Origin of the sequence: Pinirhizobacter soli (assembly GCF_015905305.1) — a bacterium.
Lineage (GTDB): Bacteria > Pseudomonadota > Gammaproteobacteria > Xanthomonadales > Rhodanobacteraceae > Pinirhizobacter > Pinirhizobacter soli.
This window is the reverse complement of the sequence record NZ_JADZLQ010000001.1, coordinates 911,775-938,336: the sequence shown is the minus strand read 5'-3', so window position 1 is coordinate 938,336 and position 26,562 is coordinate 911,775. Positions and strand designations below refer to the sequence as shown.

Here is a 26,562-nt window from a genome sequence, read left to right as displayed (position 1 = left end):
CTATGGCAGGCATCCAACTGGCGGCGGACCACCTAAGCGTGCCCGGAATCGACCTGGCCGGCCTGTCAGTGTGGGCTGAAAACGAGCCCGGCGGAGGCCTCCGCGTGCATGTGCAAAGCCAGGAGGCCACGATTCCCGCGCTGGGCTGGCGGAAGCTTCCCCTGGCCTGCGAAGGCAGTTTCCAACGCGATGCGGCCGGCCGGCTGGTGCTCGATACGTCCCTGAAGCTCGCCCGTGCTCCCGGTGGTGCCCTGGGCGACGCGCGCCTGAGGGTCCAGTGGGACGAGGCCGCCAATACGCTGCAGGCGACGATTGCCCAGGGTGCCGCGCGCGGTGCCCTGGCGATGCCACTGGACCAGCCCACGCACCTGCAGATCGACCTGGAAAGCCTTCCGGCGGCATGGCTGAAGGGGGCGCTTGCCGCCTCGGCCGTGCAGCCGAAGGCGGGCAGCATCAATGCGAGCCTTGCCGTGGACCTGCGCGACGATGGCCTGCAGGCGGCCGGCCAGTTTGACGTGGCAGGCATCGATTTCGACGCACCCGGCGGCCGCCTGGCTGCGGACAACCTTGCCGCCAACAGCCGCATCAGCGTGGATACCACCGGCCGTGCCACGCGCCTGGGCCTGGATGGCAGTCTTCGTGGCGGCAAGCTGTTGCTTGGCGACCTCTACGCTGAACTACCCGGCCATCCGGTGATGTTGTCGGCGGACCTGGAGCAGGCTGCCGGCAGTACCCAGTTGCGCCGGCTGCACCTGGTGGACCCGGATGCGTTGACGCTGGACGGTTCGGCCAGCTTCGGCCCAGGCAAGGCCATGGGCCTGCAACTTGATGATATCCAGGCGCATTTCCCCGCGGCCTATGATCGTTATGGAAAGGGCCTGAGCGCCTGGCTGGGCGTCCCGGCGATCAGCATCGCAGGTTCCATGCAGGGAGCGCTGTCATTGGCTCCGTCGGGATTGCGCTCGTTCCGCTTCGATACCCAGCACATGGACGTCGCCCTGGCCGGTGGCCAACTCGGCGCGAAAGGCCTGCGCGGGGGCCTGGACTGGGCCGCCGGGCAGACGCGTCCGGCGACCACCCTGGGCTGGTCGTCGCTCGATGTCTGGCGCATTCCCAACGGCGCAGCCGTAGGTCATTGGCAGAGCGACCACGGCGTACTGGGGCTGACACGGCCACTGCAGGTGCCGGTGCTGGACGGCACACTGTCGGTTCGTGAGGCAACCTGGCAGCCGGGCAAGCCGACCACCGCGTCGCTGGTACTTACGCAGGTCGACATGGCCGCGCTTTCCCGCGCGCTGGGCTGGCCAGAATTCCACGGCACGCTGGCCGGCGCAGCGCCATCGTTGCGTTACGACGGCGACCGCCTGGAGCTTGCCGGCGGCCTTTCGATCAATGTGTTCGATGGATTCGTCGACGTCACCCAACTGACCTTGCAGCAGCCGTTTGGCAGCACGCCGGTGCTTACCGCGGATGTCGCCCTGCGCCAGCTCGACCTCGCCCTGGTCACTGGCGTGTTCGACTTCGGCAACATCACCGGGCGCATGGACGGCAACGTCGGTGGCCTGCGCATGGTCGGCTGGCAGCCCGCTGCGTTTACCGCGCAACTGCACGCCGACACCGGGGGCAAGATAAGCCAGCGCGCGGTGGACAACCTCACGTCTGTCGGCGGCGGCGTGGCCGCTGGCGGATTGCAAGGCAAGGTGATGAAGCTCTTCCGGAGCTTCAGCTACCGCCGCCTGGGGCTGGGCTGCGAACTGCGCGGCGATGTCTGCCGCATGACGGGCCTGGCCGATGGTCGGCCAGCGGCAGAGGGCTACACTATCGTCGAGGGCAGCGGCCTGCCGCGCCTGACCATCGTCGGCCACCAGTCGCAAGTGGACTGGCCCACCCTGGTACGGCGGCTGCAGGCGGCCATCCACGGTGGCGGCCCGGTCATCGACTGATCCCACCGGAGCAAAGCGCATGCGCAGAACGTTCACCGGCGCCATCCTGGCCATAATCATGGCCGTGGCTGGCTGCGTCACCATCAACGTGTACTTTCCCGAGGCGGCCGCGCAGAAGGCTGCCGACCAGTTCATCGGCAATGTCCTGGAAGACACGCAGGCTCCGCCAAAGCAGCCCGCGCCCGCCACGGACAAAAAACCCGTGCAGCCGTCAGCGAGCGTGCTGGACCTGCTGATCCCGGCAGCCTATGCCGCCGACACCCCCGATATCCGCGTGCAGACGGCCACCACCCAGGCCATCGGCGATCGCATGAAGGGCCGTCTGCGTGACGGCCTGAAGGCCTTGCTGGACAGCGGCGGCGTGGGCCTTTCCGCCGATGGCGACCTGGCCGTACGCGATGCCAATGCCATTGCGCTGGCACAGCGCGCCCAGGCCAGCGCCTGGGTCGTCGAGGACAACCGCGACCGCGCCGCGTTGTACCGGGAAGTAGCCAATGCCAACGGCCATCCCGAATGGGAAGGGCAGGTGCGTGCCACCTTCGCCCGGGGCTGGATCGAGCGTGCTCCCGCTGGCTGGTATTATCGTGATGCCGCGGGTCAATGGCACCGAAAATAGCCGTCGCCCGTTTCCTTAGTCCCTCTTAGCCTTCCGGCCGCTGGTTTCCAGATGCCGGGGCCCGTATTGAAGAAGCAATGACCGAGTTCGAAACCACCATCGTCAACGTCGGCCACGATGGCCGTGGCGTTGCCCGCATCGACGGCAAGGCCGTCTTCGTCGCCGGCGCCCTTGCCGGCGAAACGGTGCGCCTGCGCATGCGCAAGCGCCACCGCAATTACGACGAAGCTGAAGTTGCCGAAATCATCACCCGCTCACCTGAGCGCACGGAACCGCGTTGCATCCATGTCGCCGCCTGCAGCGGGTGCAGCCTGCAGCACATGCAGCCGGCCGCGCAGATCGCGATGAAGCAGCAGGTGCTGGCCGACAACTTCCAGCGCATCGGCAAGGTGGAACCTGCGCAATGGCTGTCGCCGCTCACCGACGAGGCCTGGGGCTACCGCCGCAAGGGTCGCTTGTCGGTGCGCCATGTGGCGAAGAAGGAACGCGTGCTGGTGGGTTTTCGCGAGGAATCCAATCCGCGCTTCGTCGCCGACATCCAGCGCTGCGAGGTGATCCATCCGGCCCTGGGCCCGAAGGTCGGCCTGCTGGCGGAACTGGTGTCGGGCATGGATGCCGCGCGCCATATCGCGCAGATCGAATTCGCCGCCGGCGATGCGGACGTCGCCCTGGTGTTCCGGCACCTCTCCCCGTTGTCCGAGCGCGACCGCGATGCCCTGGTGGCTTTCGCCAAGGAACACGGTTTCGCCATCTACCTGCAGCCGTCGGGCGTCAGCAGCGTGCATGCCTTGTGGCCGGAAGGGCACCAGCTGTCGTTCGGCATTCCCGGGCAGGACGTGGACATGGCATTCGAGCCGCTCGACTTCGTCCAGGTCAACGCCGGCATGAACCGCCGGATGATCGAACGCACGCTCGAGTTGATGGCTCCGGAGCCACACCACCGCGTACTGGACCTCTTCTGCGGCCTGGGCAACTTCACCCTGCCCATCGCCCGCCACGTGGCACAGGTGACTGGCGTGGAGGGCGAGCATGGCCTGGTGCAGCGCGCCGCGGCCAATGCCACGCGCAATGGCATCGGCAATGCGCGATTTGAAGTAGCCAATCTCTTCGAAGACCAACGTGCCACCGCCTGGGCCCAGGCCGACTACGACACCGTCCTGCTGGATCCGCCCCGCGCCGGCGCGGACAAGGTGCTTGAGTATCTCCCGCGCGCGTCGACGCGGCGGGTGGTGTACGTGTCGTGCCATCCCGGATCGCTCGCCCGCGATGCCGGCATCCTGGTCAACCAGCATGGCTTCCGGCTTTCCAGCGCCGGCGTGATGGACATGTTTCCGCATACCGCGCACGTCGAATCGATCGCGCTCTTCGAACGCTAGAAGGCTTTCCATGGGCAAGGAAATCGAACGCAAGTTTCTCCTTACAGGCGAAGGCTGGCGCGAACGCATCGAGTCGAGCGTGCCAATGGCGCAGGGTTATCTGATGGGCGTGGCCGCGCTGATGGCCGGGCATGCACGCGCGTCGGTGCGCGTGCGCATCGCCGGAAACCAGGCGTGGCTCAACATCAAGTCGTCCGTGCGCGGCATCGAGCGCGACGAATTCGAATACTTAGTTCCCCTGGCCGATGCCCGCGACATGCTCGATACGCTTTGCGATGGCAAGGTGGAGAAAACCCGCCATCACGTCCACGTCGAGGGCACCATGTTCGAGATTGATGAATTTGCCGGCGCCAACCACGGGCTGGTGGTAGCGGAAGTCGAACTGGACCACGCAGGCCAAGACATTCCCCGCCCGTCGTGGCTCGGCCGCGAAGTCAGCGACGAGAAACGCTATTACAACGTATTCCTGGTCGACCATCCCTTCACCCAGTGGACCGATACCGAACGCTCGGGCGAGGCCGCCACATGTTGATCATCGGCGTTGCCGGCACGACGCTTTCGGACGAGGAGAAAGCATGGTTGCGCGCGCCGAACGTCAGCGGCGTGATCCTCTTTGCACGCAATACCGGCAGCCGTGACGAAGTGATCGCGCTGGTCGATGCCATCCGCGAGGCTGGCGGTGAGGACATGCTGGTCTGCGTCGACCAGGAGGGCGGCCGCGTGCAGCGGTTGCGCGAAGGCTTTACCCGGCTGCCGCCGCTGTCCACGCTTGGCCTGGCTTACGACCGCGACCCGGCCGAGGCCGTGCGCCTGGCCGAGGAGCACGCCTGGGTGATGGCAAGCGAGCTGCGCGCCACCGGTATCGATTTCAGCTTCGCCCCCGTGCTCGACCTTGCCCGTGGCAGCGCCGCCATCGGCAATCGCGCCTTCCATGCGGACCCGGCCGTGGTGGGTGAGCTGGGCCAGGCCTATGTGCGCGGCATGCACCTGGCCGGCATGGCGGCGGTGCTCAAGCACTTCCCGGGCCACGGCTCGGTGGCGGCGGACACCCACCTGGCGGCGGCCACGGATCCGCGTAGTCGTAGCGAATTGGACATGGCCGACATGGCACCCTTCGTCGAGGCGATCGAAGCCCACGCGGAGGCGGTGATGGTGGCGCACGTAACCTACCCTGCGGTGGACCACCGGCCCGCCGGATTCTCGCCGGTGTGGATCGAGTCGATCCTGCGCGCTGAACTGGGTTTTCGCGGTGCGGTGATCGGCGACGACATCAGCATGAAGGCGGCCGAAGTCCATGGCAGCGTGGCCGACCGCGTGCACGCCCACCTCGATGCCGGCTGCGACCTGGTGCTGGCCTGTTTCCCGGACGTCGTGTCCGAGGCGATCGCCGCCGTGGCCGATCGCCCGGCCGACACCGCCAGCCCCATCGCCGGCTTGCGCGCCACCATCGGCGCCACCTGGGAAGGCCTGGAAGACAATCCCCAACGCGACCGTTTCGTCGCGCGTGTTACTGCCCTGGAGTCAGCATGAGCATTCCCCCGTTGGCCGAAGCCGTGGCCACTGCCGATATTCTCTTCGACCGTGCCACCGTCGAGGCCCAGATCGCGCGCATGGGCGGCGAGATCGACCTGGCGCTGGCAGGCGAGCGGCCGGTCTTCCTGACCGTCATGCATGGCGCGCTGGTGTTCGCCGCGCAACTGGCGCTGTCCATCAGGACCGACCTCGAATTCGACTATGTGCATGCCACGCGGTACCGGGGCGGTACCACCGGCCACGAGCTTCACTGGCTGCGCGAGCCTGTCGTACCCCTGGCGGGCCGCGTCGTGCTGCTGGTCGACGACATCCTCGACGAAGGCCATACGCTCAAGGCCGTGCGCGATGCCTGCCTGCGCATGGGCGCGAAGCGGGTGCTGGTGGCGGTGATGTGCACCAAGCTGCATGGCCGTCGTGCCGAAGGCATCGAAGCGGATTTCAATGGCGTGGCTGTACCGGACCGCTACGTGTTCGGCTATGGCATGGACTTGAACGAACAGGCTCGTAACCTGCCTGCCATTTACGCGCTCGCCGATGAGGTTTCTCCATGAGCATCGACCTGGCCGTCATCGGCGGCAGTGGCCTGTATCAGTTCCCGGACCTTGGCAATGCCTCGCGCCACGCGGTGGACACCCCCTACGGCAAGGCATCGGGTGACATCGTTGTCGGCGAATTCCGCGGCAAGCGCCTGGCATTCTTAGCCCGCCACGGGGAAAGCCATAGCCTGCCTCCGCACAGGGTGAATTACCGCGCCAATGTCTGGGCACTCAAGTCCATCGGTGCCAGCCGGGTGATCGGCGTAAACGCCGTGGGCGGCATCCGGGACGATATGGGGCCCCGTGCCGTGGTCGTTCCCGACCAGCTCATCGATTACACCCACGGCCGCCTGACCAGTTTTTGCGATGTGGAGGGTGCCGAGGTTCGCCACATCGATTTTTCCGATCCCTATACCCCGTCCCTGCGCAAGGCGTTGGTGGCCGCTGCTGCCGCGGCAGGTATCGACGTGGTCGATGGCGGTTGTTACGGCGCCACCCAGGGTCCCCGGCTTGAAACTCGTGCCGAAATTGCCCGTATGCGGCGCGATGGCTGCGACCTGGTGGGCATGACAGGCATGCCCGAGGCCGTGCTGGCCCGCGAACTTGGCCTTGAATATGCCTGCCTGGCGCTGGTGGCCAATTGGGCGGCCGGGGTGGTGGACGAGGACGAGATAAGCATCGAGGAAATCTTCGCCCACCTGGCCGCGGCCACCGCCGCGGTACCGGCGATCCTGGCCGGGCTGGTCGATTCCTAGGAATCACCCGTGCAGAACATGTTGTGTTTTGCCAGCAAACATGGTGATACTTTGCCTGCACCAGGGGGGCAGGCGGGGGCCTAACACGATCGGACCCAATTGCAGGGGTGCATTTTTAGTCAATGATGCAGAGGTTTTAGCAATGGCGACTGGTACGGTTAAATGGTTCAACGATGCGAAGGGCTTTGGTTTCATTACGCCCGACGGTGGTGGGGAGGATCTCTTCGTCCACTTTTCCTCGATCCAGGGTAATGGCTTCAAGTCCCTTCAGGAGAACCAGAAGGTCACCTTCGAGGTTACCCAGGGTCCGAAAGGCAAGCAGGCGTCTAACGTCACGCCAGCCTGAACGACTAGCAAGGTCTGAAGACACGAGCCCCGCGCCGTAATGCGCGGGGCTTTTGTTTTTCTTTGAAACAGAAGGAATGGGTAGATGACCGATCGGCGACGCTTCATCCAGGCATCAATGCTGGGCTCGGCTGTCCTGGCCACCGGAGGTGGCGTGGCCCGCAGCGTGCCCGCCGCCGCCGTGGGCAAGCCACGGGTCGTGTCCACCTGGGACTTCGGCGTGGCCGCCAACCAGGAGGCCTGGAAGGTACTGTCGGCTGGGGGCACTGCCCTCGATGCGGTGGAAGCCGGCGTGCGCATCCCGGAGGCTGATCTTCGCAACCACAGCGTGGGCCGCGCCGGCTATCCCGACCGCGATGGCCATGTGAGTCTGGACGCCAGCATCATGGACCAGGCCGGCAATTGCGGCGCGGTGGCCGCCATCGAACACATCGCCCATCCCATATCGGTAGCGCGTGCGGTGATGGAGAAAACCCCACACGTGCTGCTGGTGGGCGAGGGTGCCTTGCAGTTCGCCCTGGAACAGGGTTTCCCGCGCGAGGAACTGTTGACGCCCGAGTCGGAAAAGGCCTGGAAAGAGTGGCTGAAGACGGCCAAATACAGCCCGTCGATCAACAGCGAGGTGAAGGATTTCCGCAACCTCCCGGGCGGTGCACGCAACCACGACACCATCGGCATGCTGGCCCTGGACGCCCACGGCAACCTCTCCGGTGCATGCACCACCAGCGGCATGGCCTGGAAACTGCGCGGACGGGTAGGCGACAGCCCGATCATCGGTGCGGGGCTCTATGTCGATGGGGAGGTGGGCGCGGCCACGTCCACTGGCGTCGGCGAGGAAGTTATACGCAATTGCGGCAGTTTTCTCGTGGTGGAATTGATGCGCCAGGGACGTTCGCCGCAGGACGCCTGCCGCGAGGCCGTTGAACGCATCATCCGCAAGAAGCCGGCCACGGCCAAGGAGATCCAGGTCGGCTTCCTGGCCATGAACCGCGCTGGCGAAGTGGGAGCCTGGGCCATCCAGAAGGGGTTCTCGTACGCGGTGTGCGATGCGGTGAAGCAGGATGCATTGATCCCAGGCAAGAGCAGCTACTGACCATGCTGCTGGAAGTGGCGGCCAACTCGGTGGCATCGGCGATCGCCGCTCGCGATGGCGGTGCCGGCCGCGTGGAGCTTTGCGCGTCGCTGGCTGAAGGCGGCGTCACGCCCTCGCATGCCACCATCGCCATAGCGCGCGACGCGATCGCGCTTCCGCTGTACGTACTGGTGAGGCCCCGCGCCGGCGACTTCGTCTACGCGCCCTACGAGTGGGACCTGATGCACGCCGACATCGCGCATTGCCGTCGGCTGGGGTGCGACGGCGTGGTGGTGGGCGCGCTCGATGAAGCCGGCCGTGTGCATGCGCGTTGCCGGGAACTGGTGGAGGCGGCAGGCCCCATGGGCGTGACGTTCCATCGCGCCATCGACGTCAGCGCCGACCCGGTGGCGGCCGTCGATGATGTCATCGCTGCCGGATGCGAACGCATCCTCACTTCCGGCAGCCGGGCGCACGCACACGCGGGTGCGTCGGTCATCCGCGCGATGGCCTCGCGCGCCAACCAACGCATCGCGATCATGGCGGGCGCCGGCGTAACGTCGGGTAACGTCGCCGAGCTTGCGCGCCTGACAGGCTTGCACGAGTTCCACGCGTCGGCCAAGCAGCGCTTGCCGTCGCGCCAGCCCAAGGGGGTTGGCTTGAGCATGGATGCCGGCGAATGGCGAACCGACGAAGCCGAGGTTGCCGCGATCGTCCAGGCGCTTGCGGCCATCGATACGAAGTCCATCGGTCGCTGACAGGAAAACTAATCCTTCCGGCAGATGGCCCTAGCCGTGGCTTGCCAGGTCCCATCGCCCAACATGTATGTGCTTTCGCTGTGCACGGAGATGACATTCCCGTTTGCCTTCGTGCATCGCCGTGCCGCGTTTTGACCGGCGTCGCGGTCGGCGAGGTATTCGTTATCCGCCCACGCCCTTGCGGAGAAAGAAACGTCGGTCGGGGCATGGCCGCCGGAAGGGGACTCCGTTCCCTGGCCGATGGCCAGTAACGGTGCCGCGGTGAGGGCGATGGCCAGGGTGGTGCGCTGGAAGAGTGGCATGCTTGCTCCATGATTAACGGGCCGTATCACGGCCGCTTCCGTAGGAGCATTAAGCAGGATTCTCCCGGTCTTTCATGCCGGGCATGGCCGGGGCTTGTTGTAGGAAAAAGCTGACAGAGACGTCATGCGTCGGCATGTCGGCCGACGCATGTCTATCGCCGATTACCTAAGCGACGAATTGCAGTCGCGCCAACTCTGCGTACAGGCCGCCCTCATGCAACAGGCTTTCGTGCGTACCTTGTGCAACGATGCGGCCGCCGTCCATGACGACGATGCGGTCGGCGCGTTTGACGGTGGCCAGGCGGTGCGCAATCACCAGCGTGGTCCGGCCTTGCTCCAGGCGTTCGAGCGCCTGCTGGATGGCGGCCTCCGACTGGGCATCGAGGGCCGAGGTGGCTTCGTCCAGTAGCAGCAACGGGGCATCGCGCAGGATCGCCCGGGCGATTGCCATACGCTGGCGCTGGCCGCCCGACAGGCGCACGCCGCGCTCGCCCATGGCAGCGTCATAGCCATCGGGCAGGGCGCTCAGGAACCCGTCCGCTTCAGCCAGGCGAGCGGCCTGGCGCACATCGGCATCGCTGGCATTTTCGCGGCCGAATCGGATGTTGTCCGCGGCGCTGCCGCCAAAGATCACGGTTTCCTGGGGCACCAGGGCGATGGTGCCGCGAAGGTCCGCCAGGGTGAGTGCGCGCAAGTCCACGCCATCGAGGCGGATGCTGCCGGTCTGCGGGTCGTAGAAACGCAGCAGCAGGGCCAGCACCGTGCTCTTGCCGGCCCCGGAAGGGCCCACCAGCGCTACGGTTTCCCCAGGCTTCACCTCAAGCGAGAAATCCTTCAGCGCCGGGACGTCGCTCCGCGTGGGGTAGTGGAAGGTGACGTTGTCAAAGCGCAGCGACGCGCGCACTGGGCTGGGCAGGGCCACCGCCTGCGCCGGATCGGCAATGCCGGGTTTTTCGGCCAGCAGCTCGCCGATGCGTTCCATGGCACCAGCGGCACGCTGTACGTCGCCCCACACTTCGGCAAGGCCTGCCACCGAGCCTGAGGCGAACACCGCATACAGTACGAACTGGCTCAACACGCCGGCGGTGAGTTCACCGGCAAGCACCTGCCGCGCGCCGGCCCATAGCACCAGGATGATCGCGCCGAATACCAGCACGATCACCGCCATCGTCAGCAGCGAGCGCACGCCGATGCGCTTGCGCGCGGTATCCAGGGCGCGGTCCACGGCATGGGAGTAGCGACGGCTTTCGATGTCCTCGCGGTGATAGGCCTTCACTGCGGTGGCTGCATTGAGCGTTTCGTTGGCGATCGCCGAAGCGTCGGCCAGGCGGTCCTGGCTGTAACGCGAAAGCTTCTGCACGCGGCGGCCGAAGACCAGGATGGGTAGCAGCACGCCGGGGATGACCAGGGCGGTAAGGCCTGCCAGGCGAGGGATGGTGATGGCCATCATGACCGCCGCACCCAATAGCGTAACCATGCTGCGTAAGGCGACCGAGATACCCGAGCCGATCAGCGCCTGCACCACTTCGGTGTCCGCCGACAGCCGCGAGGTAAGTTCGCCTACGCGCGTGCGCTCGAAGAACCCGACGTCCAGTCGAATCACGCCGTCGTAGAGATTCTTCCGCAGTGACGCCAGGGCGCGTTCGCCAAGGAGGGTGATGCAGAAGAAACGCGCCGCCGTTGCCACCGCCAGCACGGCGGCCACCAGGAAGAGCAGGCCGAAGGTACGATTGATGGCGCCGGAATTGGACGCGGCGAAGCCGTGGTCGATCATCTGGCGGACGGCCATCGGGAACACCAGGGTCGACCCCGACGACAAAGCCAGGAATATCAGCCAGCCACCGGCAAGCGCCCGGTGCGGGCGCATATATGGCCAGAGGTTGCGCAAGGCGCCCAGCCGGCGGGTTTTTTCCGGTGTGCCCGGTGCAGCGTCGCTCATCGTCTGTTCCTGGCCTTCGTGCCCTTCCGGTGATGGGGGCAAGGTTGGGGTATTCAATCGGCGCAGGGGCTACTTGGCAAGCGGCGCAAGGTCGCGGGGAACGACGAAACCTGGAAAATCCCGGCGCAAATCCGCGTAAGCCTTGCGCGCGCTGGCTTCATGGCCATCGCGAAGCATCTGACGGATGGCAGCTACACGCCGCCTGGGTTCGGCGTCGCCGGGGGAGCCCATGACGACGCTGATCTCCTCCAGGGCCGGGCGCTGGTCGATCGACGCACGCGCGGATTCGGCAAGTTCAGGGGATGCAGCGGCCACGGGAGGGGGCGGCGATCCGATCTCGGCGGGGGGGGGAGGCGGTGCCGGTGCTGCCGCAACGACGGGTGCGGGTGCGGCCGCTTTCGCCAAGGCATCCGCGGCCGTGGCGGGCGGTGCCCGTGATTCGGGTGGCTGCTGTGCAGGAGCGGTCCTAGCTAGCTCCGGCAACGCCTGATCGGCCTCCGGCGGTGGCGGAGTCTTGACGGCGCGCGGTGCTGTCGAGGCATGCCTGGCTTGCGCGGCAACAGAAGGTGCAACAGGAGGGGCTGCAGGTGGGGGAAGGGTGGCTACGTACCGTTCGGCCTTGGCGAGTTCACGTGCCTGGCTGAGGGTCGCCGCCTTCTCGCCTACAGGTTCGGACTGCGCGGCCTTGCGTGCTGCGACTTCCCCTTCAACCGCAACGGCGGGCGCCGGTTGCGGCTCGCCGCCCATCCCGAGTGCGGTGGCGTTTTCCCCGGCAGAGACCGCTGGCGCCGATTCGGCCTTGTCCTTGGCCGACTCCAGGCGAGCCTGTGGCGCGGGCAGCTGCCGTTGTTGCCAGGCCAGGTTGGCTGCCAGCACCAGGCTTGCCGCGACGGCCAACGCGCCGGCCCAACGAAGCCCATGACGCGGCCGGCTCTTCGGGTTCGATGCCGGAGCATCGGTCGCGGGCACTGCCTCGCGCGCCTGCCGCAGCACGGCTTCGTCCAGCGCTGGCGACGGCGTCGCGCGCGGCAGCTTGCCGTACAGCCGGGCAAGCTCGCGTTCTTCGTCGTCGAAGGGGGGCAGCTGGTTGCTCATGGCGTCATAAGCTCGCGGATGCGGTTCATGGCATAGCGTAGTCGCGATTTGGCGGTTTCGCGGCCCACGCCCGTGACTTCGCCAATCTCCTCGATGGTCAGTTCGTTTTCCATGCGCAGCAGGAAAGCCACGCGTTGTTCGCCTGGCAGGCCATCGATGGCCTGTTGCAGGCGGAGGCGCTGCTGGAAATCCGACAGTGCGTGCTCGGGCTGGTTGCTTTCGTCGCCCGGATGGCTGGCCACGGCGGCGTCATAGGTTTCACCGGTGCTCTCCGGGCGCTGCCGCCTGAAGGCATCGACGATCAGGTTGTGGGCGATCTGCAGCAGCCAGGTGGAGAACCGCGCACCGGGTTGATAGCGCTCCCGCGCGGCGATGGCCCGGCTCCAGGTTTCCTGGAATATTTCCTCGGCCATTTCGCGCTGACGCACGCTGCGCAGGATGAAGCGGTACAGGCGGTCCTTCTGCCGGGAATAAAGCAGTGGGAACGACGCCGCGTCGCCAGCCACCCAGGCCAGCATCAGCGCGGCATCGTCGTCGGTGGGCCGGTCCATGGCCCAGGAGATTACGGCATCGACGGCCCCTGGTGGGCGTCGATGCCGGTGTCCGGCGGCAATCAACGCGACACGGTTGCCTCGTTGCCGTCCGTGCCGCCGCCTTGGGCCGTGGCGGACAGGCCGCCAGCACTGCGCACCATCTGTACGAAGCCCGCGCGGTAGCCCATGTCGTCGCTACCGCGCGCACCGTTGGCCAGGGCTGCGATCTTCGCGTAATCCCAGCCGTCGATGTATTTCCCACCACGCAAGGCATCGGCGAACGCGGCTACGGAAGCGGCGAAACGCAACCTTTCGCTGGGCGCGGCCGCAACGCTTGCCGGGAGCGGTCGTTCGATCAGCTTGCTGGTGTTGCCGTCGGGTGCTTTGTAGCGGATGCGCAGGAAGGCCAGTTCGCCATGGCCGGTCTTGTCGTTCGCCTCGGGGCGTGCCGGGCCATAGCGCAGCGGGTCGACGCGGGCACCGCCGGCGTTCGCCAGGGTAACTTCGTACAACGCCGTCACGTTGGCGCCCGCACCGATCTCACCGGCATCCACCGCATCGTTGTTGAAGTCCTCGCGGGCCAGCGCGCGTTTTTCATAGCCGATCAGGCGATATTCCTTCACCACGGCGGGGTTGAATTCCACCTGGATCTTCACGTCCTTGGCAATGATCATCATCGTCGAGGACATCTCATCCACCAGCACCTTGCGGGCTTCGGCAAGGCTGTCGATGTAGTGATGGTTGCCGTTGCCGGTATCGGCCAGCTGCACGGCCATGGCGTCGTTGTAGTTGCCCTGGCCAAAGCCGAGCGTGGATAGCGCCACGCCGCCCTTGCGCTCTTCGGTGATGCGCGTCTTAAGCGCTTCTATGCCAGTGGTACCCACGTTGAAGTCGCCATCGGTGGCCAGGATGATGCGGTTCACCCCGCCCTTGATGAAGCCCTGCTTCGCCTGGGCGTAGGCCATGTCGATGCCGGCGCCGCCATTGGTGGAACCACCGGCGCCCAGGGCGTCGATGGCGGCAAGGATCTTCGCGTGCTGGTTGCCGGGTGTTGATTCCAGCGCCACGCCGGCCTCGCCGGCATAGGTCACCAGAGAGACATGGTCCTGTGGGCGCAGGCGTGGCACCAGTTGCTTGAGCGACGCCTTCAACAGGGGCAATTTATCGGGTTCGTCCATGGAGCCTGACGTGTCGACCAGGAACACCAGGTTGGCCGGTGGTACCTCGGCGCCGGGCACGCGGTAGCCCTGGATGCCCACCATCAGCAATTCGCGCTTTGTATTCCACGGTTCCGGGGCAAGCTCGGTAGTGACGCTGAAGGGGTCATCGCGCGTGGAAGGCGGCGCATAGCCATAGTCGAAGTAGTTGATGAATTCTTCCGCGCGCACGGCGTCCGCCGGCGGCAGGTTGCCGCTCGCCAGCATGCGGCGCACATTGGTATAGGCGCCGGTGTCGACGTCCAGGCCGAAGGTGGACACCGGCTGCTCGGCCACCTGCTGCAGGCCGTTGTCCTTGAAGTGCGTGTAGTTCTCGCGGTCGATGTCGCCGGCCATCGGCATCTGCATGATCACATAGCCTTGCGCAGAAGGTGCCGGTGCCGGCAACGACATCGAAGCGGGCGCTCGCTTGGCCATCACATCGATGGCCGCCAGGGACTCACCCCGGCTCACCGGCTGGCTGGGCGGCGGCGGTGGCGGGGTATACACGGCGCGGCTTTCCTCGACCACGGGCTCCTTTTCGGCCTTGTCGTGGGCAGGCGACGCCTGGCTGGCGTCGCTGGACGCTGGCGGCGCGGTCTGGGCGGGATTCTGCGATGTGGCGCAACCGGCCAGGGCCAGCATGATCGCGGTGCAAAGCGGGGCGAGGGCGTGCGTTTTCATCGTTTTACCTCCTTGGTGGGTAACGATGAAACGTAGCGGGGGAGGAAACGGGGTTACCCAAGATGCGAGAATGTTCCTTTCTCTTCGCATGGGACCGGCATCATGATCCTGCTCAGCGGCCTTGCGCCCGTGGCCACCGGCCATATCCGGTATGTCTATCAGCACCCGGCGCAAGCCAACTTGCTGATCAAGGTGATGCGGCAGGACGCCATCGTCGAGCGCTGGGAGAACGGGCCGTGGTACCGGCGCCTGACGCGTGCGAAGTACTACAAGGGTTATATCCGCGAATTCCGCGAATTCGTCACCTCGTATGCGGTGTCGCCCCACGGTGTGTCGCCGCTGGCCCGCGTCGTGGGCATCGAGCTCACCGATATGGGCCTGGGCCAGGTGGTGGAAAAAGTGGTTGCGCCCGATGGTTCGCTGGCGCCGACGCTCGATGCCTGGGTGCGCCGCGATGGCTATACGCCGCAGGTACAAGCCGCGCTGGACGACTTCCTGGCGCGCCTGCTCGAGCACGACACCATTGCAGCCGACCTGCATGCCTGGAACGTGGTGTACGGTTCGGACTCGCGCGGCGGCCCGCACCTGCTGATGATCGACGGCTTCGGCGAGAAGAACATCATCCCGCACCAGTCGATGAGCCGCGGCCATAACCGCAACCGCACCATCCGCCGCTTCAATCGCATGGTCGAGCGCACGAAGAAGACACCGCGGGACGGTTGAGCCCCGTCAGGGGCCTTCCGTTTCGTTGGAGCCTTTCATCGGGTCGCAACCTTCGATCACCGCCGAGGCTTCGAACAGCCACCAGTCGTAGCGGTTGACGCGCCCCAGGTCCACGGCCTTGGATTTGTCGATGCACGGGCCCAGGGCATAATCACCGGCGAAGATCCACCGCTGCGCCGGATCCTTCCCCTGCCAAGCCAGGCCATCGCGCATCTGCACGTTGAAGCCGCGGCTGAAGCCGAAATCGGTGGGCGTGCGTGGCGACATCAGCCGGTGCTCCTCACGCCAACCGACCAATCCCAACTGGCCCTGAGGCCCGATGGTTGCGTCCACGCGCTGCATCATGGCGAGCGTGGATTCGGATGGATTGAACTGCGGATACACCCCGAAGGCCCAGGCTACCCAGGCCGCCGACATGCCCACCACGAGCGCCAGTGCGCCGCGCCTTGCCCGGAAGAACGCAGCCGCGGCCAGCAACAGCGCTCCCATCGTGGCCACCGCCAGCCAGAAATGCCGGCCGCCGTCGACGAGGTTGCGGTCGGCTACCCGCTCGGCGAACTTCGGATGGCCGAACACTGCCCACAGACCGCCACCAAACAGCACGATGCCAGCCAGTACCGCCAGGCCCACGCACAACCAGCGCAGCCAGCGCATCTTCACCACTTCTTCCAGATATGGCGCCAGCGCCAGCGCCATCATCGGGATCGCGGGCAGCAGGTAGACCTCGCGCTTGCCACTGGGGATGGAAAAGAACACCAGCACGATCAGCACCCACGCCAATGGCATGACCACGCGTGCTTCGCGCCCGGCAAAGGCCTCGCGCCAGCGCGGCAGCATCGGTAGATACGCAAGGCACAGCGGAAACCATTCCACCACCAGCACCGGCAGGAAATACCAGAACGGCTCGTGGTGTTGCCACGATGCCGCGTAACGCCCCGCCGTTTGCCGGAACAGGATGTCATTCACATAGGCATGGAAGTCTGGACCCGGTGCTGCCAGCGCATGCAACAGCATCGGTGCCAGCCACACCGCGATCGCCAGGAAGAACGCTAGTGCGCCGCCGGCCCACCGCCAGACGTCGCCGTGCGTTTGCGTCACGCCGGGCCAACCGCGGCGGCGCATCACGGCATAGGGGACCAGCATGAACAGGGCCAGGATGCCCACGCCCTTGGTGATCACGCCCAGGCCCGCGGCGAAGCAGCCCAGCCAGAACGCCCGCCAGTTCGGGCCGCGCAGGCAATGGCGGAGGATGCCCCAGTTGCCCAGGGTGATCCAGCACATCACGATCGGGTCGATCTGCGCGCGGTGGGACTGTTCGACGAACTGCACCGTGGCAAGCACCGCGATGGCGGCGTACAGGCCCACGCGTGGGTTCCATAGCCGGCGGCCGATATCCCAGGTCAATGCCAGGGTGGCCATGCCGGCGATGAGCGATGGCAACAGGAAAGCGATGCGCCACTGGCCGGTGACAGTGAATGCCGCCGCTTCCAGCCACATCAGGAACGGCGGTTTGTCCGAATACAACTCTATGCCGCGGTGCGGGAACAGCCACTGGCCCGACTCGACCATCTGCCGGGCGATCAGGGTAAAGCGGGGTTCGTCAGGCGGCCATGGGTCGCGCAGGCCAAGTCCCGCGGCCAGCACCACCAGGGCCAGCAGCATGAACCACCAGAACTGGCGACGGTCGGTGGTTTCCATGCGCGCTCGGCAGAAGGGAAGGGCGCTAGAGTTTAAGGCCTTTGCCTTACCTTGGGCTTATCCGGCGGGCGAGGCCCAGCCGGACTCGCGCATCACCATCAGGCGCAGGTCGCTCATGTCGTCGATGGCATAGCGCACGCCCTCGCGGCCGATGCCCGACGACTTCACCCCGCCATAGGGCATGGAATCGACGCGGAAGCTCGGAACGTCGTTGACGATCACGCCCCCTTGCTCAAGCTCCGTCCAGGCACGCATGGCGTGGTCCAGGTCCTGGGTGAAGATGCCCGCCTGCAGGCCGAAGTCCGAGGCATTGACCGCGGCCACGGCGTCGTCGAAGTGGCGATAGGGTGCCAGCAGCACCACCGGGCCGAAGGCTTCACGGCGGCTTAGATCCAGGTCCGGGTTTACACCTTCCACGACCGTGGCATCGAGCATGTTGCCTTTGCGGTTGACTCCACACAGCACCTTCGCACCGTGTTTGCGTGCATCGGCGATCCAGCCCTCAAGACGCTTGGCCGCCGCCTCGTCGACCATGGGGCCCAGGAAGGTGTCCTTCTTCTTCGGGTCGCCGGTTTTAAGTTTTTTTGCAGCATTGACCAGGCGCTTGCGCAGCTCATCATAAATGGACTCGTGGGCATAGATGCGCTGCACGCTGATACAGCTTTGTCCTGACTGGTAGAACGCGCCGAAAATAAGGCGATCCACCACCGCGCCCAGTTGCCCCGCCTGCGTATGGTCGACGATGCACGCGGCATTGCCGCCCAGTTCCAGCGTCACTTTCTTCTTCCCTGCACGGGCCCGCAAATCCCAGCCCAGCAGGCTGCCGGTGAAGGAGAGCAGGCGGAAGCGGTCGTCGGTGACCAGCGGGCCTGCATGGGCGCCATCGAGCGGCAGCACCGAGAACGCACCTTTGGGCAGGTCCGTTTCGGCCAGCACCTGGCCGATGATCAACGAGCCGAGCGGCGTGCGCTCGGCGGGCTTCAGTACGAAAGGACACCCGGCCGCGATCGCCGGGGCCACCTTGTGCGCCACCAGGTTCAACGGAAAATTGAACGGCGTGATAAACGACACCGGCCCCAGCGGCACGCGCCTGGTGAAGCCGTGGTAGCCGGCGGTGCGCGCGGAAATTTCCAGGTTCAACGTTTCACCGTTGATACGCACGGCTTCTTCGGCTGCTATCTTGAAGGTTTCGATCAAGCGGGTGACCTCGCCCACGGAATCCTTGATCGGCTTGCCTGCCTCAACGCATAGCGCATAGGCAAGTTCATCGCGTCGTTCCGTGAAGCGCCTGACGCAATGCTCGAGCACCGCCTGGCGTTGGAAGGGCTTGAAGTTGCGCATCGCAGGTGCGGCGGCCGCTGCGCTGGCGATGGCCTTCTCCACCTGTGCATCGCTCGGCACCGAAACTTCCGAGGCCACCTCGCCGCTGTATTTGTCGATGACGCTCATGCGCGTCTTGGTGGTGACGGCCTTGTTGGCAATGTAGCAAGGGTAGTGGGCATCGAGCATGGTGGGCTCCGGGCGTGTTTGCACCGCCGCATGGTGGCGCGGCAGGCGTTCAATGGTCGTGAGGTCACCCCATGCGAGGGCAACGTGTCAGGTTTTATCCACGCGTGCGGGGAATTCGCCATCGGCCAGCCGGATGCGCACGGCGTCACCTGGTGCGACATCGGCGGCGCGCCTGAGCACCAGTCCCTTGGCATCGAAGGCGATGGCATAGCCGCGGTCGAGCGTGGCCAGCGGGCTCACCGCCTGCAGGGTGCGCGCCTGCTGGCGCAAATTCGTACGCTCGCGCTCCAGGCGATGTTGCATGGCCTGGCGTAGCCGGTCTTGCAGGGCCCGCATACGTTGGCGTTGCAGGTCGAGCAAGCGGCCCGGATGCCTTGCCAGCAAACGTGCCTGCAGGCGTGCCAGGCGATGGCGATTGGCGCCGCCCAGTTGCGTGGCAACGAGGCGCAGGCGCCTGTCCAGGGCGGCCATGCGCTCGGCATCCCGGCGCAGCCGCGCCTGCGGACGCTGCGCCTGCAGGCGCGTGGCGAGATGGTCGGTGCGCTGCTGCGCGTGCCGCAGGCGCCGGCTAAGCAAGGTGGCCAGGCGATCGCGCTGGCGGTCGAGGACGCGGAAGAGATCGGCCTCGTCGGGCACCAGCAGTTCCGCCGCGGCCGACGGGGTGGCGGCACGCAGATCCGCGACGAAGTCGGCGATGGTGAAGTCCACCTCGTGGCCGACGGCCGACACCACCGGCACTTCGCTGGCATGGATGGCACGGGCCAGCGATTCGTCATTGAAGGCCCAGAGGTCTTCGAGCGAACCGCCGCCACGGGTGAGCAGGATCACGTCGTAGCGGCCACTGGCCGCAGCGCGCTGGAGCATCGAGCGCAGGATGGGCGGTGCCTCGCGGCCCTGGACGGGCGAGGGCAGGATATCGATTTCCACCAGTGCGAAGCGCCGGCGCAAGACACTGATGACGTCGCGTACCGCCGCGCCGGAAGGTGAGGTAACGATGCCGATGCGCCGCGGCATCGGTGGCAACGGGCGCTTGCGGGCGGCATCGAACAGACCTTCCTCGGCCAGCCTGGCTTTGAGCGCATCGAACTCGCGGCGCAATGCGCCTTCACCGGCCAGTTCCATGTGGTCGGCCACCAGCTGGAATTCGCCGCGGGCCTCGTACAGGCCCACCCGGCCACGAAGCAGAACGTGCATGCCGTCGACGGGGCGAAAGCGCAGCTGGCCTGCCTTCATGCGGAACATCGCGCCGCGGATCTGCGCGCCGGCATCCTTCACCGTGAAGTAGATATGCCCGGACGCCGGGCGCGACACGTTGGACAGCTCACCTTCGATCCACACCAGCGGCAGGACATCTTCCAGCAGGTCGCGCACGAGGCGGTTGAGCGTCGTGGGGGTGTAGACCTGTCGCGGGGCGTCGGTGGTCGACATGGACCGGCGAGGTTAGCACGCCTGCCTACATGCGGAAAACGCCGAACTTGCCTTCCACGTCCGGCGCATTCTGCGTGGCCGAGATGGCCAGGCCCAGCACCCTGCGGGTATCGGCCGGATCGATGATGCCGTCGTCCCACAGCCGCGCGCTGGCGTAGTACGGGTGTCCCTGGCGTTCGTACTGGTCGCGCACCGGGGCCTTGAAGGCTTCCTCGTCGTCGCTGCTCCAGCTGCCGCCGCCAGCCTCGATGCCGTCACGGCGCACCGTGGCAAGCACCGACGCTGCCTGTTCACCGCCCATCACGCTGATGCGCGCGTTGGGCCACATCCACAGGAAACGGCCGCCGTACGCGCGCCCGCACATGGCGTAATTGCCGGCGCCGAAGCTGCCGCCCACCACCACGGTGAATTTGGGTACGTGCGAGCAAGCAACCGCGGTAACCATCTTGGCCCCGTCCTTGGCGATGCCGGCGTTCTCGTACTTGCGGCCCACGATGAAGCCGGTGATGTTCTGCAGGAACACCAGCGGCACGTTGCGCTGGTTGCAAAGCTCGATGAAGTGCGCGCCCTTGAGCGCCGACTCGGCGAACAGGATGCCGTTGTTGGCGACGATACCCACCGGATAACCGTGGATGTGCGCAAAACCGGTGACCAGCGTCTTGCCGTAGCGCGCCTTGAATTCGTGGAATTCCGAACCGTCGACGATGCGGGCGATCAGCTCGCGGATGTCGAACGGGCGGCGCGTATCGGCGGGGATCACGCCGTAGAGTTCGCTGGCCGGATACCGTGGCTCGACAGGCGTGCGCACGGCCAGGCGCACATGTTTGCGCCGATTGAGGCTGGCAATCACGTCGCGGGCGATCGACAGCGCATGGGCATCGTTCTCGGCGAAGTGGTCGGCCACGCCCGACACCGACGTGTGTACGTCGGCACCCCCCAAGGCCTCGGCGTCAACTACCTCGCCGGTGGCGGCTTTCACCAGGGGCGGCCCGCCCAGGAAGATCGTGCCTTGTTCGCGCACGATGATGGTCTCGTCGCTCATCGCCGGCACATAAGCGCCGCCGGCGGTGCACGAGCCCATCACCACGGCTACCTGGGCGATCCCCAGCGCGCTCATGCGCGCCTGGTTGTAGAAGATGCGCCCGAAATGTTCGCGGTCGGGGAACACTTCGTCCTGCAGCGGCAGGAAGGCGCCGCCCGAATCCACCAGGTAGACGCAGGGCAGGTGGTTTTCCAGCGCCACTTCCTGCGCACGCAGGTGTTTTTTCACGGTGACAGGGAAATAGGTGCCGCCCTTCACCGTGGCGTCGTTGGCAATCACCAATACCTCGATCCCGTGCACACGGCCGATACCGGTGACCAGGCCCGCCGCGGGCGCGGCGTCGTCGTACATGCCGTGCGCGGCGAGCGGCGAGAGTTCTAGAAACGGCGAGGCGGGATCGAGCAGCGCGCGGATCCGCTCACGGGGCAGGAGCTTGCCGCGGGCCTCGTGTTTCTTGCGCGCCTTGGTGCCACCGCCGCCAGCCACGCGGTCCAGTTGCGTGCGCAGGTCGTCGACCAGTCCTTGCATGTGGGCACTGGCGGCAAGGAAATCGGGAGAGTGCGGATCAAGCTGCGAAGTGATGATGGGCATGCGTAGGCCGCGCTGGTGGGCAGCGGGTAATCATAGCGGTGCCGGCGGCCGCGCGGTCGTGGCGGTGCAGCATAAGTGGCTGATGCGCGGGGCTCGGGCAAAAAAAAGCCGGCCGCGCTAGGCGGCCGGCCCTTGGTTTCGCGAAGCTTTTACTTCTTCTTCGCGTCGTCAGCCGACGACTTGGCATTGTCGGCCGCGTCCTTGGCGTTGTCGGCTGCCTTGCCAGCCTGGTCGGCGGCATTGCTGGCGGCGTCCTTGGACATCGAGGACATCGCGCCACCGGAGGTACCGGCGGAGGCAGCGGCATCGGAGGCCTGGTTGGCCGCCTGGCTGGCCTGGTCGGCCGAGCTCTGGGCCTGCTGCGCGGCCTGGGTGGTGGCCTGGTTCTGCGCGGACTCCGCAGCCTGCTGGGCCTTGTCGGCCTGCTGCTGGGCATCGGCAGCCTGCTTCTGGGCATCCTGCGCGGAATCCTGCGCGCCGTTGCTGCATGCCGCCAGCAACGCGACGAGGGCGGAGGCGAGTAGGGTACGCGTAACAGTCATTGGTATATCTCCTTAGCCGTGGAATGCCGTTTGGCGGGCGTATTAATAGCGCAGCTATCGTGGATAAGCCACCGCTACGCGGATGTGTCTTCAGGGCGCATTAAAGGCGGACAAAACATCGTGCCTGCGGGCACGACTCAGGTGCACGTGGCGTGTTCGCGCCACGTGCACCTGATCTTCACCTACGGAATTTGTACCGCCACCGCGGTGGCTTCGCCGCCGCCGATGCAAAGCGACGCCACGCCCCGGTGCAGGCCTCGCTTGCGCAGGGCGTGGATCAGCGTCACCAGCACGCGCGCGCCGCTGGCGCCGATGGGGTGGCCGAGCGCGCATGCGCCGCCGTTGACGTTGATCTTGTCGTGCGCAATACCCAGTTCGCGCATCGCCGCCATCGGTACCACGGCAAAGGCTTCGTTCACTTCGAACAGGTCGACGTCGTCGACTTTCCAGCCGGCTTTCTCAAGCACCTTGGTGATGGCGCCGACGGGAGCGGTGGTGAACCATTCCGGTTCCTGCGAATGCGTGGCGTGGGCGACGATGGTGGCGAGCACATCCAGGCCACGGCGGTTGGCTTCGCCTTCGGAGGTAAGCACCAGTGCCGCGGCGCCGTCGGAAATCGACGAGGAACTGGCCGCGGTGATCGTGCCGTTTTCCTTGCGGAAGGCGGGCTTCAACTGCGGCACCTTGGCCACGTCCGAACGGCCGGGTTGTTCATCGGTGTCGACATCCACCGTGCCCTTGCGACCGGCAACGCTCACCTTGACGATTTCTTCGGCGAAGCTGCCATCGGCCTGGGCAGCCTTGGCGCGTTCCACCGAAGCGATGGCGAAGGCGTCCTGTTCTTCACGGGTGAAGTGGTACTTGTCGGCGCACGATTCGCCGAACACGCCCATGGCCTTGCCGTCGTACGGGTTGGTCAGGCCGTCCCATGCCATGTGGTCGACCAGTTGGCCGTCACCGTAGCGGATACCCGTGCGGGCGTTGACCATGTGCGGCGCATTGGTCATCGACTCCATGCCGCCGGCCACCACGATGGTGGCGGAGCCGGCGCGAATGATGTCGTGTCCCAGCATCACCGCCTTCATGCCCGATCCGCAGACCTTGTTGATGGTGGTGCAGCCCGTGCCCACCGGCAGGCCGGCAGCAAGCGAAGCCTGGCGCGCAGGAGCCTGGCCGAGGTTGGCGGGCAGTACGCAACCCATGATCACCTCGCTTACATCGGCCGCAGGAACCTGCGCTTGGTCCAGCGCGGCACGGATCGCCGTGGCGCCAAGCGTGGGCGTGGGAACGCCGGTGAACTGGCCAAGGAAGGAACCGATCGCCGTGCGCCGAGCGCCGGCAATGACCACGTTCGTGTCGCTCATCAGGGGAACTCCAGTTGACAGCGGGGCGCCATCTATAACTTCCGATTATCGCAGCGGGGTCTTGATGCGGCAAACGTGCATTCGGTCGCTGATATTTAACGACAATATGCGAATATCACCCCAACACGGGGGTAAGTGGCATCGAAGCCCGGAAAACGCAAGGGGAATTCAAATATGGTGGGCAAAGAAAACACCTGGGTCCGCAAGGACCTCGCCGTTGCCGTGTGCATGGCACTCGCTTTGGCCGGTTGTTCGGGCGGTGGCGGAAGCAAGCCTTCGAACGTATTGACTCCGCCGGTCACGCCGCCGGTCACACCGCCCACGGTGCCCAACCCGCCGGTTGATGCGCAAATTGCACTGACGCATGCCGACGTTGCCCAGGCCGCGGGGTTCAAGGGACAGGGCGTTGTGATCGGGATCGTCGACACCGGCGTATCGCGCAATCATCCGGCGCTGGCAGGGCGGGTCACCGCCAACCTCAATTTCGTCACTTCGCCCCCTGACAACCTGAGTGTCGACGACGTCGTCGGACATGGCACGGCCGTGGCCGAGATCGCCGCGGGCGTTCCGTTCGGCAAGTTCGCCGGTGGCATCGCACCGCAATCCACCATCATTTCGGCGCGCATCATCGACGATAAGGAGCCGACCGACGATGGCAGCGGCAACGGCAACCAGGTTACCGACGCCGGCGACCTCGGGGACGTAAGCCAGAAGCTCAGCACCTACGGCGTCAAGGTGATGAACAATTCCTGGGGCGGCCTGTACTGGGACGCCTCCGCCACTACCACCACGCAAAGCTTCCACGATGCCTACGCACCATTCATCGCCGGCGGCGGCCTGGTGGTGTTTGCCGCGGGCAACGATTCGAAGGCCAATCCGTCAGACACGGCGGCCTTGCCATCGCGTGCCGCGGACCTTGAACGCGGATGGCTTACCGTCGTGGCGCTGGACAGCAACAACCCGACCCAACTGGCGAGCTATTCGAACCAGTGCGGCGTGGCCATGAGTTACTGCCTGGCGGCTCCCGGCGATGTCATCGTCAGCGGCCAGAACGACACCCAGAGCAGCGAGACCTATTTCGTCTACCAGGGCACGTCGCTTTCAGCGCCCCAGGTCACGGGCGCAGCGGCCGTGGTCTGGTCGGCGTTCCCGTACTTCACCAACGACAACGTCCGGCAGACCCTGCTTGGCACCGCGACTGATCTTGGCACCACGGGGCCGGACTCGACCTTCGGATATGGCGCGCTCAATGTCGGCAAGGCGATCCTCGGGCCCGCCCAGTTCGACTGGGGCGACTTCACGGCCAACATCGGTACTACCAAGTCGGTCTGGGGTAACGATATCGGCGGTGACGGCAACCTCGTGGTCAACGGAACGACCGGCCAGCTGACGCTCAACGGCGCAAATAACTATACGGGCCTGACCACCGTGAACGGTGGCACCTTGACGGCGCTGCAGCCTTTCACCGGCACCGTTCAAACCGCAGGCCTGGGCACGCTTGAGCTTGGCGGTGCATCAGGCAGTGGCGTGGGCGGCAACCTGCTCAACCAGGGCACCGTGAAGATGCAGGGCAACGTGACGGTGGGTGGCGATTTCAACCAGTCCGCCGGCGCCACCCTCTCCACCTACCTCGGGGCCGTGTTGCAGGTGGGTGGTACTGCCTCGCTTGGAGGCAACCTCTATTTCGCCGGAGCCACGCAGGGCTACGTCAGTTCTTCGCATCAGCAGGTCCTGACCGCTTTCGGTGGGGTCACCGGCACGTTCGCCAGTGTCGGCTCGGCGCCCAACGTGATGGTCAACACCTCGGTGGTCTATGCCGCCAATGAGGTCTGGATCGACGCAACCCGGGTGAACGTCACGCAGGTGACCGGCGTCAGCGCCAATCCGGTGACCCTGGGTTCGGCACAGCGTGTGGAAGGTGCGTTTACACAGCTCGATGCGGCGGCCAAGACCCCGGGTTCGGGCGTGTCCACCACGACCTTGCTGGGCGCGGCGATGATCCAGCAAGCGCCCACCGCGCAAGTGGCGCAGCAGTCGCTGGCGTCGTTGTCCGGCCAGTTGCATGCTGCCAGTGCGGCGATGACCATGGAAGCCATCGACGAAGGCAACCAGGCGCTGTCCAGCCGCATGGCCAACCTTGCCTCGAACCAGCTCGCCGGCGCCTGGACCCAGCGCCTGGGTTACAGCGGCGGCATGAGCCGCAGCGGTTACGGCAACGTGGGAGTGGATGTCTCCGGGTTCATGGTGGGCCAGGACCACAAGCTTGGCGTCAATGGCATCGTCGGTTTCGCACTCAGCCAGTCGCAGGGACTGGGCCAGCTGGCCGAGAGCGTGGACCAGGGCCGCAGCCACGCCACCGAGGCTTCGGCGTACCTTGGCACCGTGCGCGATCGCTACTACGCGGTGGGCCGCGTCGGCGTGGGCCAGTATCGCGAATCGATGTATCGCAGCGTGCAGCTGGGTGAAGTGGCCTCGGGCGTGTCCAGCAGTTCGCAAGGCCATTACGCGGTGGCCTACGGCGAGAGCGGCATGCGCCTTTCCTCAGGCGCCGTATCGATCACTCCCTATGCCGACCTCGAATACGACCGCATCGACCGCGGCGGCTTCAGCGAAACCGGCGCCGCAGGCTTCGGCCTGACCGCCGATGGCCAGGTGCTTTCGCGCTGGCAGGCAGGCATGGGCCTGCGCGCAGGCCGCGACTGGCTGCTGCCTTCCGGCGGCCGGGTAAGCCTGAACGGCCACGTGGCCTGGCAGCATGCCTTCGCCACCCAGGGCGATGTCTTCGCCGCCCGCTTCACGGGGATCGACTCGTGGGGTCCGGTCGGTGGCATTGGCCTGGCGCGCAACGCCACCCTGGTGGGCGCCGCGCTCGATTGGAGCATGACGCCGCGCTCGGGCCTGAAGATGTCGCTGGACCAGCGCTTTGGCGACCGCGACAGTTCGAAGTTGGCCATGGTGAGTTACAACATGGCCTTCTAGCGG

Annotated in this window: 22 protein-coding genes; 12 read left to right on the top strand and 10 right to left on the bottom strand. The window is 66.0% G+C overall.

Translation table 11 applies throughout. The annotated features are described in order from the left end of the window. The first annotated feature begins 38 nt into the window (after nt 1-38). The 10 genes from NDK18_RS03845 (at nt 39) to NDK18_RS03800 (ending at nt 8,934) form a co-directional block, all read left to right on the top strand. Entirely contained in the window at nt 39-1,943 is a 1,905-nt protein-coding gene (locus NDK18_RS03845; protein WP_250627137.1) for a YdbH domain-containing protein, read from the top strand. Nucleotides 1,944-1,962: 19 nt separating this feature from the next. Then, complete coding sequence (locus NDK18_RS03840; RefSeq protein ID WP_250625636.1) at nt 1,963-2,559, top strand: DUF1318 domain-containing protein; 597 nt, start codon at nt 1,963-1,965, stop codon at nt 2,557-2,559. Between the two features lie 77 nt (nt 2,560-2,636). Next, a complete protein-coding gene (gene rlmD / locus NDK18_RS03835; RefSeq protein ID WP_250625637.1) occupies nt 2,637-3,935 on the top strand; it encodes a 23S rRNA (uracil(1939)-C(5))-methyltransferase RlmD in 1,299 nt (432 codons plus the stop codon). 10 nt (nt 3,936-3,945) lie between these two features. Next, entirely contained in the window at nt 3,946-4,467 is a 522-nt protein-coding gene (locus NDK18_RS03830; RefSeq protein WP_250625638.1) for a CYTH domain-containing protein, read from the top strand. After that, nucleotides 4,461-5,465, top strand: coding sequence for a beta-N-acetylhexosaminidase (nagZ, locus tag NDK18_RS03825; RefSeq protein ID WP_250627136.1), 1,005 nt, complete (start codon nt 4,461-4,463; stop codon nt 5,463-5,465). Before NDK18_RS03830 ends, nagZ begins: the two co-directional genes overlap by 7 nt. Beyond that, nucleotides 5,462-6,019 carry a hypoxanthine-guanine phosphoribosyltransferase gene (locus NDK18_RS03820; protein WP_250627135.1) on the top strand — a complete coding sequence of 186 codons (558 nt, stop codon included), beginning with the start codon at nt 5,462-5,464 and terminating at the stop codon, nt 6,017-6,019. The genes nagZ and NDK18_RS03820 overlap by 4 nt, the downstream gene beginning before the upstream one ends. Further along, nucleotides 6,016-6,759, top strand: coding sequence for an S-methyl-5'-thioinosine phosphorylase (locus NDK18_RS03815; RefSeq protein WP_250627134.1), 744 nt, complete (start codon nt 6,016-6,018; stop codon nt 6,757-6,759). Before NDK18_RS03820 ends, NDK18_RS03815 begins: the two co-directional genes overlap by 4 nt. 142 nt (nt 6,760-6,901) lie before the next feature. Then, nucleotides 6,902-7,105 carry a cold-shock protein gene (locus NDK18_RS03810; protein WP_250625642.1) on the top strand — a complete coding sequence of 68 codons (204 nt, stop codon included), beginning with the start codon at nt 6,902-6,904 and terminating at the stop codon, nt 7,103-7,105. Nucleotides 7,106-7,222: 117 nt separating this feature from the next. Then, nucleotides 7,223-8,197, top strand: coding sequence for a glycosylasparaginase (locus NDK18_RS03805; RefSeq protein WP_425502746.1), 975 nt, complete (start codon nt 7,223-7,225; stop codon nt 8,195-8,197). Nucleotides 8,198-8,199: 2 nt separating this feature from the next. Next, a complete protein-coding gene (locus NDK18_RS03800) occupies nt 8,200-8,934 on the top strand; it encodes a copper homeostasis protein CutC (RefSeq protein WP_250625644.1) in 735 nt (244 codons plus the stop codon). 468 nt (nt 8,935-9,402) lie between these two features. On the opposite strand, the gene NDK18_RS03795 is transcribed toward NDK18_RS03800, so the two are convergent. From NDK18_RS03795 to NDK18_RS03780, 4 genes are all read right to left on the bottom strand, one after another. Further along, nucleotides 9,403-11,175, bottom strand: a complete 1,773-nt coding sequence (locus NDK18_RS03795; RefSeq protein WP_250625645.1) for an ABC transporter transmembrane domain-containing protein — start codon at nt 11,173-11,175, stop codon at nt 9,403-9,405. Nucleotides 11,176-11,244: 69 nt separating this feature from the next. Continuing rightward, nucleotides 11,245-12,270 (bottom strand): hypothetical protein, encoded by a 1,026-nt coding sequence (locus NDK18_RS03790; protein ID WP_250627132.1) that lies wholly within the window; start codon nt 12,268-12,270, stop codon nt 11,245-11,247. Then, the gene (locus tag NDK18_RS03785; protein ID WP_250627131.1) at nt 12,267-12,821 is read right to left on the bottom strand and encodes an RNA polymerase sigma factor; all 555 of its coding nucleotides are present in this window, start codon (nt 12,819-12,821) and stop codon (nt 12,267-12,269) included. Before NDK18_RS03785 ends, NDK18_RS03790 begins: the two co-directional genes overlap by 4 nt. A gap of 62 nt (nt 12,822-12,883) precedes the next feature. Further along, nucleotides 12,884-14,683, bottom strand: coding sequence for a vWA domain-containing protein (locus NDK18_RS03780; RefSeq protein ID WP_250627130.1), 1,800 nt, complete (start codon nt 14,681-14,683; stop codon nt 12,884-12,886). A 102-nt stretch (nt 14,684-14,785) separates the two neighbouring features. Between NDK18_RS03780 and NDK18_RS03775 the strand changes: the two genes are divergently transcribed. After that, nucleotides 14,786-15,406, top strand: coding sequence for a YrbL family protein (locus NDK18_RS03775; protein ID WP_250625649.1), 621 nt, complete (start codon nt 14,786-14,788; stop codon nt 15,404-15,406). A gap of 6 nt (nt 15,407-15,412) precedes the next feature. Here NDK18_RS03775 and NDK18_RS03770 read toward each other — a convergent pair whose 3' ends face one another. From NDK18_RS03770 to NDK18_RS03745, 6 genes are all read right to left on the bottom strand, one after another. Further along, nucleotides 15,413-17,104, bottom strand: coding sequence for an ArnT family glycosyltransferase (locus tag NDK18_RS03770; RefSeq protein WP_250627129.1), 1,692 nt, complete (start codon nt 17,102-17,104; stop codon nt 15,413-15,415). Between the two features lie 57 nt (nt 17,105-17,161). Next, on the bottom strand, nt 17,162-18,613 hold the full coding sequence (locus tag NDK18_RS03765) for an aldehyde dehydrogenase family protein (protein ID WP_250627128.1): 1,452 nt from the start codon (nt 18,611-18,613) through the stop codon (nt 17,162-17,164). An 87-nt stretch (nt 18,614-18,700) separates the two neighbouring features. Next, nucleotides 18,701-20,041, bottom strand: coding sequence for an exodeoxyribonuclease VII large subunit (xseA, locus tag NDK18_RS03760; RefSeq protein WP_250627127.1), 1,341 nt, complete (start codon nt 20,039-20,041; stop codon nt 18,701-18,703). Nucleotides 20,042-20,066: 25 nt separating this feature from the next. Then, a complete protein-coding gene (locus NDK18_RS03755) occupies nt 20,067-21,674 on the bottom strand; it encodes a carboxyl transferase domain-containing protein (RefSeq protein WP_250627126.1) in 1,608 nt (535 codons plus the stop codon). A 149-nt stretch (nt 21,675-21,823) separates the two neighbouring features. Further along, nucleotides 21,824-22,216, bottom strand: a complete 393-nt coding sequence (locus NDK18_RS03750; RefSeq protein ID WP_250625654.1) for a hypothetical protein — start codon at nt 22,214-22,216, stop codon at nt 21,824-21,826. A gap of 182 nt (nt 22,217-22,398) precedes the next feature. Then, on the bottom strand, nt 22,399-23,580 hold the full coding sequence (locus NDK18_RS03745) for an acetyl-CoA C-acyltransferase (protein WP_250627125.1): 1,182 nt from the start codon (nt 23,578-23,580) through the stop codon (nt 22,399-22,401). A gap of 174 nt (nt 23,581-23,754) precedes the next feature. Between NDK18_RS03745 and NDK18_RS03740 the strand changes: the two genes are divergently transcribed. Continuing rightward, nucleotides 23,755-26,559, top strand: a complete 2,805-nt coding sequence (locus NDK18_RS03740) for a S8 family serine peptidase (RefSeq protein WP_250627124.1) — start codon at nt 23,755-23,757, stop codon at nt 26,557-26,559. Nucleotides 26,560-26,562 lie beyond the last annotated feature (3 nt).

What these genes read in the sequence shown, in the direction of transcription:
- rlmD (WP_250625637.1), top strand. Translation starts at nt 2,637, where the DNA reads ATGACCGAGTTCGAAACCACCATCGTCAACGTCGGCCACGATGGCCGT.
- NDK18_RS03770 (WP_250627129.1), bottom strand. Translation starts at nt 17,104, where the DNA reads ATGGAAACCACCGACCGTCGCCAGTTCTGGTGGTTCATGCTGCTGGCC.
- NDK18_RS03820 (WP_250627135.1), top strand. Translation starts at nt 5,462, where the DNA reads ATGAGCATTCCCCCGTTGGCCGAAGCCGTGGCCACTGCCGATATTCTC.
- NDK18_RS03785 (WP_250627131.1), bottom strand. Translation starts at nt 12,821, where the DNA reads ATGGACCGGCCCACCGACGACGATGCCGCGCTGATGCTGGCCTGGGTG.
- NDK18_RS03745 (WP_250627125.1), bottom strand. Translation starts at nt 23,580, where the DNA reads ATGAGCGACACGAACGTGGTCATTGCCGGCGCTCGGCGCACGGCGATC.
- NDK18_RS03840 (WP_250625636.1), top strand. Translation starts at nt 1,963, where the DNA reads ATGCGCAGAACGTTCACCGGCGCCATCCTGGCCATAATCATGGCCGTG.
- NDK18_RS03780 (WP_250627130.1), bottom strand. Translation starts at nt 14,683, where the DNA reads ATGAAAACGCACGCCCTCGCCCCGCTTTGCACCGCGATCATGCTGGCC.
- NDK18_RS03830 (WP_250625638.1), top strand. Translation starts at nt 3,946, where the DNA reads ATGGGCAAGGAAATCGAACGCAAGTTTCTCCTTACAGGCGAAGGCTGG.
- NDK18_RS03810 (WP_250625642.1), top strand. Translation starts at nt 6,902, where the DNA reads ATGGCGACTGGTACGGTTAAATGGTTCAACGATGCGAAGGGCTTTGGT.
- NDK18_RS03775 (WP_250625649.1), top strand. Translation starts at nt 14,786, where the DNA reads ATGATCCTGCTCAGCGGCCTTGCGCCCGTGGCCACCGGCCATATCCGG.
- NDK18_RS03755 (WP_250627126.1), bottom strand. Translation starts at nt 21,674, where the DNA reads ATGCCCATCATCACTTCGCAGCTTGATCCGCACTCTCCCGATTTCCTT.
- NDK18_RS03750 (WP_250625654.1), bottom strand. Translation starts at nt 22,216, where the DNA reads ATGACTGTTACGCGTACCCTACTCGCCTCCGCCCTCGTCGCGTTGCTG.
- NDK18_RS03790 (WP_250627132.1), bottom strand. Translation starts at nt 12,270, where the DNA reads ATGAGCAACCAGCTGCCCCCCTTCGACGACGAAGAACGCGAGCTTGCC.
- NDK18_RS03815 (WP_250627134.1), top strand. Translation starts at nt 6,016, where the DNA reads ATGAGCATCGACCTGGCCGTCATCGGCGGCAGTGGCCTGTATCAGTTC.
- nagZ (WP_250627136.1), top strand. Translation starts at nt 4,461, where the DNA reads ATGTTGATCATCGGCGTTGCCGGCACGACGCTTTCGGACGAGGAGAAA.
- NDK18_RS03765 (WP_250627128.1), bottom strand. Translation starts at nt 18,613, where the DNA reads ATGCTCGATGCCCACTACCCTTGCTACATTGCCAACAAGGCCGTCACC.
- NDK18_RS03800 (WP_250625644.1), top strand. Translation starts at nt 8,200, where the DNA reads ATGCTGCTGGAAGTGGCGGCCAACTCGGTGGCATCGGCGATCGCCGCT.
- xseA (WP_250627127.1), bottom strand. Translation starts at nt 20,041, where the DNA reads ATGTCGACCACCGACGCCCCGCGACAGGTCTACACCCCCACGACGCTC.
- NDK18_RS03795 (WP_250625645.1), bottom strand. Translation starts at nt 11,175, where the DNA reads ATGAGCGACGCTGCACCGGGCACACCGGAAAAAACCCGCCGGCTGGGC.
- NDK18_RS03805 (WP_425502746.1), top strand. Translation starts at nt 7,223, where the DNA reads ATGCTGGGCTCGGCTGTCCTGGCCACCGGAGGTGGCGTGGCCCGCAGC.
- NDK18_RS03740 (WP_250627124.1), top strand. Translation starts at nt 23,755, where the DNA reads ATGGTGGGCAAAGAAAACACCTGGGTCCGCAAGGACCTCGCCGTTGCC.